Annotated in this window: 17 protein-coding genes and 1 tRNA gene; 2 read left to right on the plus strand and 16 right to left on the minus strand. The window is 58.2% G+C overall.

What is annotated here, in order from left to right:
- Positions 1-303 precede the first annotated feature (303 nt).
- The 10 genes from AC6I6H_RS06125 to rpsF all read right to left on the minus strand — a co-directional run bounded on the left by AC6I6H_RS06125 (position 304) and on the right by rpsF (position 11,382).
- The gene (locus AC6I6H_RS06125) at positions 304-2,595 is read right to left on the minus strand and encodes a peptidoglycan DD-metalloendopeptidase family protein (protein WP_497952851.1); all 2,292 of its coding nucleotides are present in this window, start codon (positions 2,593-2,595) and stop codon (positions 304-306) included.
- 367 nt (positions 2,596-2,962) lie between these two features.
- Positions 2,963-3,670 carry a hypothetical protein gene (locus tag AC6I6H_RS06130; protein ID WP_497952852.1) on the minus strand — a complete coding sequence of 236 codons (708 nt, stop codon included), beginning with the start codon at positions 3,668-3,670 and terminating at the stop codon, positions 2,963-2,965.
- Positions 3,671-3,860: 190 nt separating this feature from the next.
- Positions 3,861-5,147: an adenylosuccinate synthase gene (locus AC6I6H_RS06135; protein ID WP_497952853.1), complete on the minus strand. Its 1,287-nt coding sequence runs from the start codon at positions 5,145-5,147 to the stop codon at positions 3,861-3,863.
- 268 nt (positions 5,148-5,415) lie between these two features.
- Positions 5,416-6,780: a replicative DNA helicase gene (gene dnaB, locus AC6I6H_RS06140; RefSeq protein ID WP_497952854.1), complete on the minus strand. Its 1,365-nt coding sequence runs from the start codon at positions 6,778-6,780 to the stop codon at positions 5,416-5,418.
- Positions 6,781-6,786: 6 nt separating this feature from the next.
- Positions 6,787-7,233 carry a 50S ribosomal protein L9 gene (rplI, locus tag AC6I6H_RS06145; RefSeq protein WP_497952855.1) on the minus strand — a complete coding sequence of 149 codons (447 nt, stop codon included), beginning with the start codon at positions 7,231-7,233 and terminating at the stop codon, positions 6,787-6,789.
- Positions 7,230-9,188 carry a DHH family phosphoesterase gene (locus AC6I6H_RS06150; protein ID WP_497952856.1) on the minus strand — a complete coding sequence of 653 codons (1,959 nt, stop codon included), beginning with the start codon at positions 9,186-9,188 and terminating at the stop codon, positions 7,230-7,232. The genes rplI and AC6I6H_RS06150 overlap by 4 nt, the downstream gene beginning before the upstream one ends.
- Positions 9,189-9,209: 21 nt before the next feature.
- Positions 9,210-10,139, minus strand: a complete 930-nt coding sequence (locus AC6I6H_RS06155) for a DUF2232 domain-containing protein (protein ID WP_497952857.1) — start codon at positions 10,137-10,139, stop codon at positions 9,210-9,212.
- Between the two features lie 140 nt (positions 10,140-10,279).
- The gene (gene rpsR / locus AC6I6H_RS06160; protein ID WP_497952858.1) at positions 10,280-10,558 is read right to left on the minus strand and encodes a 30S ribosomal protein S18; all 279 of its coding nucleotides are present in this window, start codon (positions 10,556-10,558) and stop codon (positions 10,280-10,282) included.
- Positions 10,559-10,578: 20 nt separating this feature from the next.
- Positions 10,579-11,052 carry a single-stranded DNA-binding protein gene (ssb, locus tag AC6I6H_RS06165; RefSeq protein ID WP_497952859.1) on the minus strand — a complete coding sequence of 158 codons (474 nt, stop codon included), beginning with the start codon at positions 11,050-11,052 and terminating at the stop codon, positions 10,579-10,581.
- Between the two features lie 39 nt (positions 11,053-11,091).
- Complete coding sequence (gene rpsF, locus AC6I6H_RS06170) at positions 11,092-11,382, minus strand: 30S ribosomal protein S6 (RefSeq protein ID WP_497952860.1); 291 nt, start codon at positions 11,380-11,382, stop codon at positions 11,092-11,094.
- 243 nt (positions 11,383-11,625) lie between these two features.
- Between rpsF and AC6I6H_RS06175 the strand changes: the two genes are divergently transcribed.
- Positions 11,626-11,814: a YjzC family protein gene (locus AC6I6H_RS06175; RefSeq protein WP_497952861.1), complete on the plus strand. Its 189-nt coding sequence runs from the start codon at positions 11,626-11,628 to the stop codon at positions 11,812-11,814.
- 124 nt (positions 11,815-11,938) lie between these two features.
- Here the strand turns inward: AC6I6H_RS06175 and AC6I6H_RS06180 are convergent, their stop codons facing one another.
- The 5 genes from AC6I6H_RS06180 to AC6I6H_RS06200 form a co-directional block, all read right to left on the minus strand.
- Positions 11,939-12,733, minus strand: coding sequence for a class I SAM-dependent methyltransferase (locus AC6I6H_RS06180; RefSeq protein ID WP_497952862.1), 795 nt, complete (start codon positions 12,731-12,733; stop codon positions 11,939-11,941).
- A 172-nt stretch (positions 12,734-12,905) separates the two neighbouring features.
- Positions 12,906-12,996 (minus strand) — tRNA-Ser (locus AC6I6H_RS06185).
- Between the two features lie 97 nt (positions 12,997-13,093).
- The gene (locus AC6I6H_RS06190; protein WP_497952863.1) at positions 13,094-13,339 is read right to left on the minus strand and encodes a DUF951 domain-containing protein; all 246 of its coding nucleotides are present in this window, start codon (positions 13,337-13,339) and stop codon (positions 13,094-13,096) included.
- 6 nt (positions 13,340-13,345) lie between these two features.
- Positions 13,346-14,239: a mechanosensitive ion channel family protein gene (locus AC6I6H_RS06195; protein WP_497952864.1), complete on the minus strand. Its 894-nt coding sequence runs from the start codon at positions 14,237-14,239 to the stop codon at positions 13,346-13,348.
- 37 nt (positions 14,240-14,276) lie between these two features.
- Positions 14,277-14,522, minus strand: coding sequence for a putative Se/S carrier protein (locus tag AC6I6H_RS06200; protein WP_497952865.1), 246 nt, complete (start codon positions 14,520-14,522; stop codon positions 14,277-14,279).
- A gap of 104 nt (positions 14,523-14,626) precedes the next feature.
- Between AC6I6H_RS06200 and yyaC the strand changes: the two genes are divergently transcribed.
- Positions 14,627-15,247: a spore protease YyaC gene (gene yyaC, locus AC6I6H_RS06205; protein ID WP_497952866.1), complete on the plus strand. Its 621-nt coding sequence runs from the start codon at positions 14,627-14,629 to the stop codon at positions 15,245-15,247.
- A 37-nt stretch (positions 15,248-15,284) separates the two neighbouring features.
- Here yyaC and AC6I6H_RS06210 read toward each other — a convergent pair whose 3' ends face one another.
- Positions 15,285-15,785 (minus strand): DUF4446 family protein, encoded by a 501-nt coding sequence (locus AC6I6H_RS06210; RefSeq protein WP_497952867.1) that lies wholly within the window; start codon positions 15,783-15,785, stop codon positions 15,285-15,287.
- Between the last annotated feature and the right edge of the window lie 5 nt (positions 15,786-15,790).

Here is a 15,790-nt window from a genome sequence, read left to right on the forward strand (position 1 = left end):
TCCCCGGCCATCCATCGGCCGGATTCGGCGGCGGCGCCGGCGGGCGGACCGGGCGCGTTCCGCCGGTCTTTTTCGGTTGCCCGCTATCCTCTTATTGTATCATACTTGCCCCGCCTCCGCTTTGTTTGGCGGCGGTTCGTTTGTGTGTTTTCGGCTGGAAAACGGCCCGCTTTCCCTCGTTCATTCGAGCGTTAGGCCATCACCAAAAGCCCGTCGCCGGAAGCCGGGAAAATGAAAACGTCAGGCTGCTCCTGCAGCCTGACGCAACGTGTTATGGAAAAGGCGGTCAGCGGCGCCGAACCGTTATCGGCTCAAAAATTTCAGCGGGTTTTGCAGCGCGCCTTCCCGATGAACCTCAAAATGCAGATGCACCCCGGTGGAATCGCCGGTGCTGCCCATGTAGCCGATCTTCTCGCCTTTTTCGACCGTTTGGCCGTTCTTGACGTTGATCATGCTGAGGTGGGCGTACATGGTTTCATAGCCGTTGTTATGATTGATGATAATGTACTTGCCGTAATCGTACCGGAAGCCGGTATCGGTGACCACTCCATTGTCGGCGGCCAAAATGTTCTTGTTGCCGGATGTCAGGTCAATGCCTTTGTGCATCTTGCCCCAGCGCATGCCATATCCGCTGCTGAGACTGGCGGACAGGACGGGCCAGGCAAAATTGCCGGTGCCTTCGCCTTTGATCACTTTGGTTCCCTTGCGGATGACGGCCTGCACCGGCTCCAGAAGAATTTCTTCTTTGATGAGCTCCTCCTGTGCGACCTCCCCGTTCAGCTTTGTCACCCGGAACACCAGCTTTTTCTTGCCGTTGGTTCCTTCACTGACCTTTTTCACGATGCCGTCCTTGACCTCCGGGTCGCGGATGACCTTCGTGCCGAACGGAATCTCCTCGGTCTCGGTCACCTCTTCAACCGTCTTCACCGTCAGTGCCGGCTGCAGAACCGTCAGGTTCAGCTTTTGGCCCTCGCGGATAAAGTCGCCTTTGATTTCCGGATTGTTCTTATGGATCGCTTCGGTCGTGATGTCAAACTTCTCGGCAATGGTGCCCAGTACATCACCCTGCACCACCGTGTATTCGCGCGGTCCGACATTGCCGGTCCGCAGCGTCTTCAGCAGTTCATCGGGATCGTCAAAGCTTCCCGGCACGGTTTCCACCGTGCGAAGCTCGACCTTCTGCGTGAATTCCGTGTTCTCTTCGGCCTCGGTTGCTTCCGTGCTGTCGAGCGAAAGCATCGACACCTTCAGCCTGCTGTCCTTCTTCGCCGCTTTCGCTTCCGCTTTGGCGTCCTCGGGAAGGAACGGCTCCTTGATTTGCTTCAGCACGGCCTCGGCGGTTTCCTCGCTGTCGAGAACCGCCACCGTCTTGCCGTCGATCACCAGCTCCGTGCCGATGGCGTGGGAATCGAACAGTGCGGCAAGGCGCTTCAGCGCCCCTTCGTCGTCCGTTTCCGGCTTGAAAGCCTTTTCAGCAGTGATGACGATGCCTTCGGTTTCCAAAACCATCTGGGTATCCGGGTAACGCTGGGTTAATTCCTTGTACTTGGAAATCTTTAATTCGTCGACCAGCTTGGGATCGCTGATGACGCCCAGCTCGGTTCCGTTCTTGTACAAGTGGTACACTTCCTGCGTGTTGGCCTCCACGTAACGGTGGCCGCCCAAGGTAATCCCGGCGACGATCAGCAGCGAGGCCGCTGCCGCGCCGATGGACAGCGCCCTTCTCCATTTGGAGGGCCGCTTCGCGATGACCTGCAGCGGGAGCGCCTCCAGCGGCTGCTGGCCTTCCGCAGCCGGCAGCACGCGTTCCGCCTCGGCAACGGCCGGCTCGTGCGCGGCTTGCTCCGCAACCGCGGCCCCGGCGCCCTGCGCAGGCTCCGCTGAAGCGGCTGCCGGCGCCTCCGGCTGCCGCAGCTCCGCAGCCGCCTCCGTCACGCTGGCCGCGCGTTCGTCCGCCGCAGGCAGCGCGCTTGCCGCCGCTTCCGGCCGCTTCGCCGGCTCCTGCGGCTGTGCCGCAGCACGCTTGCCCGCTTCGGCGCGCGCAGCGGCCTTCGGCTGCACCGCCGCCGCCAGCATCGGCGCGGACGGCTTCTTCGCCGCCGCGCTGTCCGCGCGCCCGGCCTCACCGCCGCTGCGTCCGCGGATATGCACGGCCGGCGCCGTCTGCCCGCTATGCTCCGCTCCGCAGGCCTTTGCGGCGGCTGCCGCTACGCCGTCCTGTGCCGCCGGCACGTTGTTGACCGACGCGGCGTTCTTCTTGCCCGCGGCCGGTTTGCGGCTTTTGGCGGCTGCGCTTGCCCCCGCCTTCTTGCCGCCGCCGGATTTGGCTCCGGCCGCTTTTGCTTTCGCCCCTGCACCGCCTGCATTCCCTGCGGCTTTGCCGCCCGCGGTGCGCTTCTTGCCGGCCGCTGCCGGCTTCACGCCTGCGCCCCCTGCCCGCTTCGTCTGCTTCTTCGGGTGCTCGGCTTTGCTTTTTTCGGTCGTTTCTTCGATTAGTGCTATGTCGGCAGTCGAGCGTTGGCCTGTCTTCGGCGCCTGTTCCCGTTTCCGGAACAGCAGGCTGCGAAGCCATTCCATCCTCTTATTACCTGTCATGTGTGGTTCTCCTTTTGAATCGTTGTCCGCCCGCGCCTGCGTCTCGCCGTCCGAAACCGGTCCAAACCCCGTCTTGTCGAACGCCCTCATTGGTTCCTATGTAGATCAGCAAACCTGCAACGGCTTAATGGAATCCGTCTTTCTCCTGAAACGGCCGGTTAAAAACAAAGGCCGGCGATCGGCCGGTCCAGCTGCACCAGCGCATTCAATCGACAGAAAATGACGGAATCCGGCGGCAAAATGCTCCCCCGGTAGGACAACCAAGGCCGTCCCCCTGTAAAAAGTCGCATTTCTTCATATGCTTTTAATAGAGTAGCACAAGATTTGCGGACGTTTCAACCGAAAACGATCACAATTGTGTGACTATTCAATATTTGTTCATTATATGCAGAAGCTTGTCGTAATCATTCGCCTGAAGTTTTGAACGAAGTGCGGATTGAATGTCCGCCCACTCTTCGGCGGTGATCCCGCCCTCCAGCTTCTCCGCCAGCCGCTGCATATCTTCTTCCGCGAGGCCCTTTTGCAGCAGGTCGTATACCTGCGCCTTATCCGCCGCAGACAGCTTTTCCTTCCACGCCAGCACCTCCTCCGGGGAAAAAGCGACGCGGGCCTGTCCCGGCGCTTGCTTCCCGAATGCTTCTCCCCCGAGCGCTTCCACCCGTTCCTTTCCATCGTTCCCGGATGTTCCGTCACCAGACACGCTCGGCATTGGCGACGAAGAGCCGCCCGGTCCGGGCAGGGCGTCGGCCTCCGCTTGACCGGTGCGCTCACGAAAGCTTTTGCCCTCCCCTGCCCCTGGGGCCGGTACCGTCGAACCGCTCTCGCTTTCCGTTTGAGCACTTGTATCGGCCGCTTTTGCACCCGGCCCGGAACCGGCCGGTACCGTTCCCTCCGGGTCCGCCAGAAACGCCTCCAGCACATCCGTCAGGCCGGCGTCCGCCGACTGCCAATGATACGATTCCATGACACGGTCCAGATAGATCCGCACGGTCATCCAAGTAACGGCCACGCTGACGGCGGAGATCAGAATCGCTTCCGCCATTCGTTTGCCGATCCAAAACAGCAGCTTGGTCATGCTCGTCTCTCCCTTCCGCCACACGCCGGCCTGAAAGCCGGGCAGCGGCTTTCACCAGTATCGACAGAAAAAAGGAGGCATAACCGGTTTTCCCCCGGACAGGGCTTGTCCGCCCCGGTTCCGCCTGATCGGATCACAAAAAAGACGGCCCCGGAAATGGGACCGTCTTTTCGATTGCCGGCTCAGCCGGTTAGATGTAAATCGGACGAACCTGGTTGGTTTGCTCGCGGTTGCGGCCTACCGAGAAGATCGACACCGGAATGCCGGTCAGCTCGGACACCCGGTTCAAGTAGTGGCGGGTATTGACCGGAAGGTCATCCAGCGAACGGACGCCGGTGATGTCCTCCGTCCAGCCGGGCAGCTCCTCGTATACGGCTTCGCATTCGTTCAGCACGTCGAGGCTGGCCGGGTAGTGCTCGATCAGCTCGCCGCGATAATGATAGCCGGTGCAAATCTTCACCGTCGGAAGGCCCGTCAGCACGTCCAGCGAGTTGAGCGAAAGGCCGGTGATGCCGCTCACCCGGCGGGCGTGGCGGACAACGACGCTGTCAAACCAGCCGACCCGGCGCGGACGTCCCGTCACCGTGCCGTATTCATGGCCGGTCTCGCGGATGATGTCGCCGATTTCGTTGTTCAGCTCCGTCGGGAACGGGCCGTCTCCGACCCGCGTCGTGTAGGCTTTGGCTACGCCGATAATCTGATGAATCTTGGTCGGGCCAACCCCCGATCCGATACACACCGCGCCGGCCGACGGATTGGAGGAGGTCACGAACGGATAGGTCCCGTGGTCGATGTCCAGCATGACGCCCTGAGCGCCCTCAAACAGCACCCGCTTGCCCTGGTCGATGACATCGTTCAGAACGACCGAGGTGTCCGTTACGTAAGGACGCAGCTCTTCCGCATACCCCAGATAGCTTTGCAGAATTTCCTCTACGTCGACGCCCTTGCCCGCGTAGACCTGCTCGATCAGCTCGTTCTTTTCCTTTACGTTCCGGCGCAGCTTCCGTTCGAATTCGGCCGGGTTCAGCAGGTCGGCCACCCGGATGCCGGAACGGGCCGCCTTGTCCATATAGCAGGGGCCAATGCCTTTCCCGGTCGTTCCGATTTTGCTGTCGCCCTTGCGTTCCTCTTCCAATTTATCAAGCACCAGATGGTACGGCATAATCACGTGCGCCCGGTCGCTGATCTTCAGGTTGCTCGTAGAGAACCCGTTCTCCTTTATGTAAGCGATTTCCTCAATCAACGCTCCCGGGTTGATTACGGTTCCGTTCCCGATAATGCACATCTTGTCGTTATAGAAAATGCCCGATGGAATCATCGTCAGTTTGTATTTCTTTTCGTTGATCAGGATCGTATGTCCGGCGTTGTTTCCCCCTTGGTAGCGGGCCACCACTTCGGCCGATTCGGCCAGAAAATCGGTAATTTTGCCCTTTCCCTCGTCTCCCCATTGGGTTCCGACAACTACTACGGTCGACATCTTCATTCCCCCGTAAAGGCGCCTTGGCAGACACCCAAATTAGCCGCCTTTGGCAGGCAGCATACTCAGTGTAGCAGTCCCGATAGCCAAAGTCAATTTAAAAGCGAACGATTCTACTAACTATCTGTTAAATGTTCGGATATCTATCATCTGACATCGGCCTACCATTGCCTGCCGCGACCAACCCCCGTTCTTTTTCCTCGCCTCATGCAAAAACGCCCTCCCCTCATTCCCGTTAACCGGGATGAAAGGAGGACGTTTTCCGCCATTATGCACGGGCCGCGGCCGCTTCCTGATGGCTGCGGTCGAGGCTGACGAATTTGTTGTAGTTTTTGAGAAAGGCCAGCTCCACCGTGCCGACGGGGCCGTTCCGCTGCTTGGCAATGATGATTTCAATGATGTTCTTTTTCTCGGATTCCTGGTTGTAATAATCATCCCGGTACAGGAAGGCGACGATGTCGGCGTCCTGCTCGATCGAACCCGATTCCCGAAGGTCGGACATCATCGGACGCTTGTCCTGGCGCTGCTCCACGCCCCGGCTGAGCTGGGACAAGGCGATAACCGGCACTTCCAGCTCACGGGCGATTTGCTTGAGCGTCCGGGAAATTTCCGAGACCTCCTGCTGCCGGTTCTCCCCGCCTTTGCCGCGGCCGTGGATCAGCTGCAGGTAATCGATCAAAATCATGCCGAGGCCGCGTTCCTTTTTGAGCCGGCGGCATTTGGCGCGGATGTCGGTGACGGTCACGGACGGGGAATCGTCGATGTAGATCTCCGCTTCCGACAGCGAGCCGATCGCCATCGTCAGCTTCTCCCAATCGTCCGGCTCCAGCGCGCCGGTCCGCAGCCTCCCTGCGTCGACGTTCGCTTCGGCGCAAATCATCCGCTGCACCAGCTGGGCGGCGCCCATTTCCAGACTGAAAATGGCGACCGTCTCCTTCTCGCGCACCCCGACATTCTGGGCAATGTTGAGCGCAAAGGCGGTTTTCCCGACGGAAGGCCGGGCCGCGACGATGATCAGGTCCGACCGCTGAAAGCCGGACGTCATCTTGTCCAGGTCGCGGAAGCCCGACCCGATGCCTGTGGTTCCGCCCTTGTTCTGGTTCAGGAATTCGACGCGTTCGAACACTTCCATCAGCACGTCGCGGATGGCGATAAAGCCTGTGCCCGACCGCCGGTTGGAGATTTCGGTGATCCGCTGCTCCGCTTCGCTCAGCAGGCCGCCGACGTCTTCGGCGCTGGCGTACCCGTTGGAAACGATCTGCGTCGCCGCCCGGATCAGACGGCGGAGCATCGATTTCTCTTCGACGATCTGGGCGTAATAATCGATGTTGGCTGCGGTCGGAACCGAATTGGCCAGCTCGGCCAAATACGAGACGCCGCCCGACTCCTCCAGCTGGCCGCGCGCTTGCAGCTTTGCGGTCAGAGTGATCAGGTCGACCGGATCGTCGCCTTCCGACAGCGCGATCATGCTTTCAAAGATGTTGCGGTGCGCGGGACGGTAGAAATCCTCGGGCGACAGCCGTTCCATCGCCGTCAGCAGCGATTCTCCGTCCAGCAGAATCGCCCCGAGCACGGCTTGTTCGGCTTCCGTGTTTTGCGGCGGGACGCCTTGAAGCAGAAGTTCCCCTTCCATCTGCTCTTATTCCTCGGTTACTTGAACCTTCAAGGTTCCGGTAATGTCGGGATAGAGCTTCACCGGAATGTTGGTGGTCCCCAGTGCGCGGATCGGTTCGTCCAGCACCATCTTGCGTTTGTCGATGGCGATCTGGTGCGATTTCTGCAGCTCCTCGGCGATTTGCTTGGTCGTGATCGAGCCGAACAGCCGGCCGCCTTCTCCCGCTTTGTGCTTGATGACGACCGTCAGGCCGGACAGCTTCTCGGCCAGCTTGCGGGCATCCTCTTTTTCCTGCTCTTTCTTCTTGGCTTCGGATTGCTTTTGCTGGTCCAGCGTCTTGATGTTGCCGTCGGTCGCCGGCTTGGCCAGCCCTTGTTTAAACAGGAAGTTGGTGGCGTAGCCTTCGGACACTTCCTTGATTTCGCCGCGCTTGCCCTGGCCTTTCACGTCTTTTAAAAGGATGACTTTCATTCCGCAATCCCCTCTTCCATCATAGTGTTTCGGATAAGCTCCATCAGGCGGGTCTCCGCCTCGTCCAGCGTTCCTTCCAGCTGCGTGGCGGCGTTCGAAAGATGTCCGCCCCCGCCCATCTGCTCCATCAGCACCTGGACGTTCAAATCCCCCGTCGAGCGGGCGCTGATGCCGATCAGGCCGTCCGGCCGTTCGGCGATAACAAAGGATGCGATGATCCCCGACATGCCGAGCAGGGTATCGGCCGCTTGCGCGATCAGCACCTGCGGGTAGGATTGCCCGGGCTCCGATACGGCGAGCGCGATCCGGTCATAGAAAATCTCCGCATGCTGGATGATATTCGCCTTGTTCACGTACGTTTTGAGATCTTCCTTTTGCAGCTGCTGAATCAGCGCCATGTCGGCGCCGCTTCGCCGCAGGTAGGAGGCGGCGTCGAACGTCCGCGAGCCGGTGCGGACGCTGAAATTTTTGGTGTCCATCATCATCCCGGCGAGAAGCGCCGTCGCTTCGATCACGCCCAGCGACAGCCGTTCGTGAATGTACTGGATCAGCTCGGTTACCAGCTCGCAGGCGGAGGATGCATACGGCTCCATGTAGATCAGCATCGCGTCCTGCAGGTAATCCTCGCCCCGCCGGTGATGGTCGATCACCACCAGACGGTTCGTCTGCTGCAAAAGGCGGGCTTCCGCCACCATGGACGCCTTGTGGGTGTCCACCACGATGACCAGCGTGCGCGGGGTGGTGATCTGCTGTCCCTGGTCGGGCGAGATGAACCACTTCGCCAGCTTCTCGTCTTCATTGACGGCGTCCATCAGCTTTTGAATGGACGGGCTGATCGTGTCGACCACGATGAACCCTTCCTTTTTATGCGCCTGGACGCCCTTCAGAATGCCGATGGCTGCGCCGATGGAATCCAAATCGGGGTTCTTGTGCCCCATGATTACCACGCGGTCGCTTTCCTTGATCAAATCCCGCAGCGCGTGGGCGATAACCCGGGCGCGGACCCGCGTCCGCTTCTCCACCGCATTCGTGCGGCCGCCGTAAAAAACGGTCTTGTCGCCGACCCGCACCGCCACCTGGTCGCCTCCGCGGCCGAGGGCCATGTCGAGACTCGACTGGGCCATCTGGCCAAGCTCGGCAATGCCACTCATGCCGGAGGCCACGCCCATACTGAGCGTGATCGGCACCTTCTGGTCGGCCGTCATGTCCCGCACGTCGTCCAGGATGCCGAAGCGGTCCTGCTCCAGGGCGGAAAGCGCCTTTTGGTTCATCAGGAACATGTGGCGGTCGGAGGCCAGTCTCCGCAGGTACAGGTTGTTTTTCTGGGCCCACTCGTTGATCACGCTTGTCACCTTGGCGAGCATGATGCTGCGGGTCTGATCGTCCATCCCCTGGCTCGCTTCCTCCAGGTTATCCAGCATCACAAGGCCGATGCCGATTCGTTCCTCCAGATACGTCTGCCGGAGCTTGGTTTCCTCCGTAACGTCCCGGATAAAAATCAGCCGCTCGTCTTCCTTCACCTGCGCCTGATACGTCCGGCCTTCAAGCTCGAACGTCTGGGCCGCTTCCTTCTCTTTCTTTTTCCATTCGGGTATCGCATCGCCCAGCGGCTCTCCAATCACCGATTCCCTGCCGAGCATTTCGCCCAGAAACGGATTGTGCCACTCGATCCGCTTTTCTTCGTCGTACAGGATGATGCCGATTGGCATGTCCCGGATCACCTGGTTGCCCGCTTTCTTGACCCGCTGCGACAGGGTGGCCAAATAGCGGTTCAGTTCCTTTCGGAACCCTCTTTCGGCATAAAGCGTGTAGACGGCCAGAACGGCCGCCAGCACCAGCCCGCCGATGCCTAGCGGCCGGTTATAGAAGAACAATCCCGCCGACAACCCGACCAGCAGCAGGAACCCCAACAGCACGTGATGCCCATGCCAGCGATTCAACAATTTCTTCGGCATTGCGCTACGCCCCTCCGCCCGTCATGATTTATCGGTCAGCTTCTCCCTCAGCGGAAAAAGGGTGTCCAGGAGGCCTATGAAAACCGCGATGTACAGCCCGGCGCTCCACATCAGCACCAGGACAACCGCCAGCCAGGGAATCGCTTTGTTCCATCGAAACCGGTGAACGAGAAAAAACAGAAAGGACAGCGCCTGAACCGCCAGCATGATAGTCAGCACCGGCAAAATGTTCAGGATCGCCATCGTCAGAATCGAGCCGCTCTGCGCGTTGACAAACATGCTGAGAATCAGAATGCCGAGGAAATACCAGGCGGTCGTTCGGGGAAGCTTCCAGCTCCGCATAGGCGGAAGCGCCGGAATGGCGAGATTGGAAGCCGTCAGAATCCAACGGGAGAGCAAATGCGTAATCAGGGCGTAGTACGCGCCGATCATCAGCATCATCAGCGGAGAAAGCATCTGCACCGTATGGAAAAAGGCGTTCAGCGCCGCCGCGTCCACGGTGACAAGCCCGGCCGGCATCGTATTCAGGCTGTCGCTCATCATGTCCTTCATATAGCCAAACGGATCGTAACCCGCGATTCTCATCCCTACCAGTATAGCGATCAACTCTGCGACCAGGGTCAGACCGCCGCCTGCCAGCGCTTTGAAAGCCGACGCCCGTTTTTTGTACAAGGCTCCCATCACCAGGGAAGCCGGCAGGAAGAACAGGGGCAGACCCAGCAGCAAAAAGGTAAACTCCCCGCCTCCGATCAGCGCCAGAATCCCGAGGTTGACGGCATAGACCGGCACAAAGCCTTTTAACGGCAGCTTCAAATACAGATACAGCGTGGTGACCATCATCAGATGAACGGTCAGCAGGTTAATGCCCGGTATAAAAAAGGAAAAAATCAAAATCAGGTGGATGAGACTCCACAGGAGCGGCATCCAGACGCCCTTGAACTTACGGTTCACCCAGCTTCACTCAACTCTCTTGATCAGACTTTACCCCTCATTATAGCATAACCCCGCCGGGTTCGGCACGGTCCGCCCGGCGGCAAATCGCTTGCCCCGGCAAATAAAAAGCAGCCGGTTTCCCGGCTGCTTCATTCGGATTACTCCGTGGTGTACGGCAGAAGCGCGATTTGACGGGACCGTTTAATGGCCGTCGTCAGCATGCGTTGGTACTTGGCGGACGTTCCGGTTACACGGCGGGGCAGAATCTTGCCGCGTTCACTGATGAACTTGCGCAGCGTTTCGGTGTCCTTGTAATCGATATATTTGATCTTGTTGACGGTGAAGTAGCACACTTTGCGGCGCTTGTTGCGGCCTTTGCGGCCTCCGAACTTGCGCTCGCCGCGCTCTTCTCCGCCTTCGCGTTTGTTAACGCTCATCTTGTTTCAGTCCTTTCGAGTTAAAATGGCAAATCATCATCCGATATGTCGATCGGCTTGCCGTCGTCCGCGAAGGGATCCTGCTGTTCCCGGTTCCTTCCGCCGCCGTTTCCGCCACTGTACCGGCTGCCTGCCATTTCGTCCCGGTTTCCTCCTTGCGGACCTCCCTCGCGGTTCGGCGACTCCAGGAAGCGCACGTTGTCGGCGACCACTTCGGTCACATACACTTTGCGGCCTTCGTTGTTGTCGTAATTCCGAACCTGCATGCGGCCTTCCACCGCGGCCAGACGGCCCTTGCGCAGGTAATTGGCGCAGGTTTCGGCCAATTGGCGCCAGGTGACGACCGGTATGAAATCGGCTTCCCGCTCGTTCTGCTGATTCGTGAACGGACGGTCCACCGCAAGGGTAAACTGGGTAACGGCGACACCGGACGGCGTGTAGCGAAGCTCCGGATCACGGGTTAATCTTCCGATCAGAATAACGCGATTCAACATCTTGTTTCCTCCTCACGGCGGCAATTAAAACGGGGCAACTTACGCGACGTGGTCGATGTTGACGATCAGATAACGGATCACTTCATCCGAAATCTTCATCACGCGCTCAAGCTCGGCAACAACCTCGGGGGTTGCGTTGAAATGAACAAGAACGTAGAAACCGTCACGGAACTTCTTGATCTCGTAAGCGAGACGGCGTTTTCCCATGACTTCGCTTTTGATCACTTCGCCACCGTTTGCAATGATGGTTTGAAATTTCTCGACAGCGGCCTGAACGTTTTGTTCTTCGATGTCAGGACGAATGATGTACATCACTTCGTACTTGCGCATGTTTGATTCACCTCCTTATGGACTTGGCGGCTCCCTCTTGGGCAGCGGGCATCCAAAGATGCCGAAGGAGCAAGGAGCGAGATAACGTTTAAAGAAACTCGCACCGAAATAGTTTATCATTTTTGAAGCCCAAACACAAGAAAATTAGCACTGCTTTTGAAAATCCCTCTCGTTCGCCTTGAAACTGCCATTTATACCTCGCGGCTCCGGGGTTCAAACTAAACCCGAACGGAGGTGAAACCGATGGGCGAACGTACGGAATTCCGGCCCGGGGACCATGCCCCGAATGACGGCGTCTATATTGAAATCGGCGAAAACGACATGATCACCGGCATCAACGATCCGATGCAAATCACGCTCAAAAAAGGCCAGACGTTCCCGGAAACGAGCAATCACAACCGCAAATGGCACCGCAAGACGAAAAACGGATAAGGGTTTCGCGCAAGCCGGGATAACGGTTCCTGCGGGCAGTCCGGCCGGAGGCTATATAAGCAAACTGTCAACTGCTCGTATGAGCTTCCTCTTTCTTGGGCTGTCCGCATTCCGTTTCCGGGGTTTAAAGCCTTTCGGCAATCAGCGTAAAGCTTTTGGGAATGCCTCGGTCGAACTGCTCCGACGATTGATTCGGCAGCTCCTCCAGCCGGCGGATGAAGAGCCCTGCGCCCGCCACCGCCGTCACGATCTCGCCAAGCGTCCAGTTGCGCAGCTTCACTTTGTGCGGCTCCCCGCCCTCGCCGGAGCGGAATTTGGAGAACGCCACTTCTTTTTCCTGCAAGGCGGTATCGAAGTAATCTCCCGTCACCTTATGCTTGCGGATGTTGGCGGTCGTTCCCCGCGACGAAATGAGCTTCACGGAAACCGGGTGAAAGTCCTGCAATACCAGACGGCCGCCCTTCTTTAGAAGCCGTACGCAAACGGCAAACAACGGCGCAAGGTCGGTAAAATAATGCAGAATCCCGAACTCCATAAAGACCACATCGGCCCGGCCGGTTAATTCCTCCTCCGGCAAAGCAAGGACATCGGAGACAAGGTACCGGAGCGGAACACCAGCCGCCTCCGCCAGCTCCCTCGCATACCGGGCGTTCTCCTCCGAGAAATCGACCACGATCGCCTCCGCCCCAAGCAGCGCGAGCGCGACCGCTTTGTTTCCGTTCGAGCCGAGCAGGTTGTAAATCCGTTTCCCCTCCACCGGCTCCCCCATGTCCGCCAGCACCGGACCGATCCGTTTGCGCGGGTCTTCCTTGAGCTTGGCCGCCGCCTGCCCGGGCGTTCCGAACCGCTCCAGCCACGCTTCATACGCGCCGGTGTTCCAGGAGCTCCGGTTGTCACTTTGCCGCGTATCCTCGTTCATCCTGCCGTCCTCCCTTATTCGCTCATCCGGGACCGTCCCTGGCTTAGACTGCTCCCTTGCTCTCTCCATCATTCGAACCCGGAAAATATAAAAAACCCCCTACGTGCTTATAGCGTAGAAGGTTAGTTCACCGATGGATTTGTTCAACCCAAATGGCTCTTGCTTATGTAGGTGGCGGAGAGGGTGGGATTCGAACCCACGCACGCTTTGACACGCCTAACTGATTTCGAGTCAGCCCCCTTGGACCTCTTGGGTACCTCTCCATGTCCTTCATGCGGACAAAGCATATTGTAGCACAACCGGCAGCTCACGCGCAACGGGAATTTTCGTCCAGGCCGCACGTCCACCCCGAACCATTTTTCACTCCGGCTCGCCGGCCGTTCCCCGCCGCTCCTGCTCCGTTGCAGCGGCCTGCGGATTGGACCGCAGCACCTTTTTCATCTTGCTTTCAAACTTGGCCCGGGGCACCAGCACGCTGTGCTTGCAGCCCGTGCAGCGGATGCGAATGTCCATGCCCATGCGGATGATTTCCATTTCGTTCGTTCCGCACGGATGCGGCTTTTTCATCTGCACGACATCCCCCAGCTGAAACTGTTTCCGCTCCACCCTTCCTCACCTCTTTTCGTCCGGCAAATACGTCGCCGCTTTAACCGGCGGGATTTCCGCCGCTTTCAGCTTTGCCTCCAGCTCCCGGTTCAACCGGCGAATGGTATCCTGCCGGGTGTCCGGCTTGCATTCCAGGCTGATGCGCACCGAAATGTTTTCGCCAACGGTCTGGATGCCTTTTACAACGGGCAAGCTGACCACATTGTCATCCTTCTCGTGCAGCTCGCGCAGCACCTCGTTGAGCTTCTCCACCGTTTTGCCCGCGTCTTCCTCGATGCTGAACGAAAAATCCACCACTGCAATGGCGTTATAGACCGAGAAATTGGTGACGGTGGTGATGGTGCTGTTCGGGATAATGAAGATTTCGCCCGTCCAGGAACGGATCGTCGTGACCCGCAGACCGATCGATTCCACGGTTCCCCGAAACGCGCCCGTTTGAATATCGTCCCCGACGCCGAACTGATCCTCGAAAATGATAAAAAAGCCGGTGATCACGTCTTTCACAATACTTTGTGCGCCAAACCCGATCGCGAGCCCCACCACCCCGGCGCCTGCCAGAAGGGGAGCCAGCTGAAAGTTGAATTGGCTCAAGATCAGCAGAATGGCGATGAAGTTTACCGTATAGGTGATGACGTTTTCCACAAGCAGGCCGATGGTTGTCGCCCTCCGGGGGTCGACGCGCATCCGCTTTCTGTTCCCCTGTTCAATCACCATGCGGGTAATCGTCTTCTTGGCGATCCGGTTGATGATCCGCGCCACAATCAGAATCAAGGCGACTTTTATAAACGTATAAAAGATTGTCGTCCACAAATCGGGATTCGTAAAATAATTCCGCACTCTTGTAAAAAACGCCTCGGCCTCTTGCACGGATTCCGCTATCTGCAGGAATGCCATCGTCATCCGGATGTCCGCCTCCCTCTTTTATGCCCTGCGATGGTCAGTTTATTTCGACCGGCCGATACCCGTTCCCTTCCTTACGGTAAACCCCCTTTATTTCCACCCGTTCGCTTTTGATGATTGCGGCCACAGCCGGCAAGGCTTCCTCTTCAAATCCGATCGAAAGCGTACACCCCGCCGTAATTTCTTTTGGGGTCGGCTGCGTGTCCGCTTCGATTTCCGAATAATCCAGAAGCGTCTCCATCCGCAGCGCTTGCTGCGTGGAATCAAATGCAATGAGCAGCATCGCCGCCCCCCTCCTTCAACGGTCCAATTGATTTTGCGGTCCGCGTATAAAACTAGCATTGCCTTCGTATACTAGTAAAAATACTTGGATGACGGAGGAATGTTATGAAGATCATTCCGGATTGCCAGCCTTCTCCCTCTTTTTCACCGCGTTTTTTCCCCAGCTCCGAGCATCGCGTGGCTTCCGACATCGCCGGTTTGCTGACGGAATGCTTCAAGCAGGTTTCCCCGGAACGTCCCGTCGTGTTTGTTTGCGTAGGCACCGATCGCTCAACGGGAGATTCTCTCGGCCCTTTGGTAGGGAGCCGGCTGCGCAAGTACAGCTTCAGCGACATCTACCTCCACGGCACGCTGGACGAACCGGTGCATGCCATGAACCTGCATGAGACCGTGGAGCTGCTGGACCGCGAATATGACAATCCCTTCCTTGTGGGAATCGACGCCTGTCTGGGGCAGCTGGCCAATGTGGGCAGCGTCAAGGTGTCCCCCGGCCCTTTAAAGCCCGGCGCCGGCGTGAACAAGGATCTTCCCGAGGTCGGGCATATTCATATCACGGGCATTGTAAACGTAAGCGGCTTTATGGAATACTTCGTGCTTCAGAATACACGCTTAAGCCTGGTTATGAAGCTTGCCGACCTGATCGCCAAATCGATTTACCTTTCGCTGCTCGGAAGCGGACGGATCGCCGTTTTCCGCGCTGCGAAGCCTGCCGGGCTGGAGCAATAGCAGCTGTTTCGCTGCCGCCGGCTGACCCTCCGAAGCCTTATTTTCGCTCCGTTGCCTGCTCCAGCACTTTCTTTTCCTCCGGAGTGAGCGAATAACGGGATGCGCCCTTTTCCACCGGCTTGGCGTAAAGATAGGTTTGCTCCCGGCTGTGAATGCCGGTCAGCAGAACGCCGTCCTGATAATCGTTAACAAATGCGATGGAGAAGCTCATGTCGCTTCCACCTTGTTCAAAGGCGTTGTAGCGCAGCGTTTGCACGCGGGTTTTCCCCTGCTTCATGCGTTCTTGCAAATACTCAATACTCCGGCGGTTTGCTTCCGTCTCCTGTCCCCAGCCGTTCAGTTTCTCCTGAATGCTGATCAGCACTTGCTCGTAATCGGCGCCCGATTGGCCGTTCAGCATGCGTTTGTACCGTTTGTTCAACTTGCCCAGCCGAATCCATACGATCAGAAACAGAACGAACGAGAGCCCAAACAAAACCAGCCCGGCTGCAAAAAACACTTCGGGGTCCCATCCCGTTTCGCCCACTGTGTTCCCCATCCTTC

The organism is Gorillibacterium sp. sgz306347 (assembly GCF_059735245.1).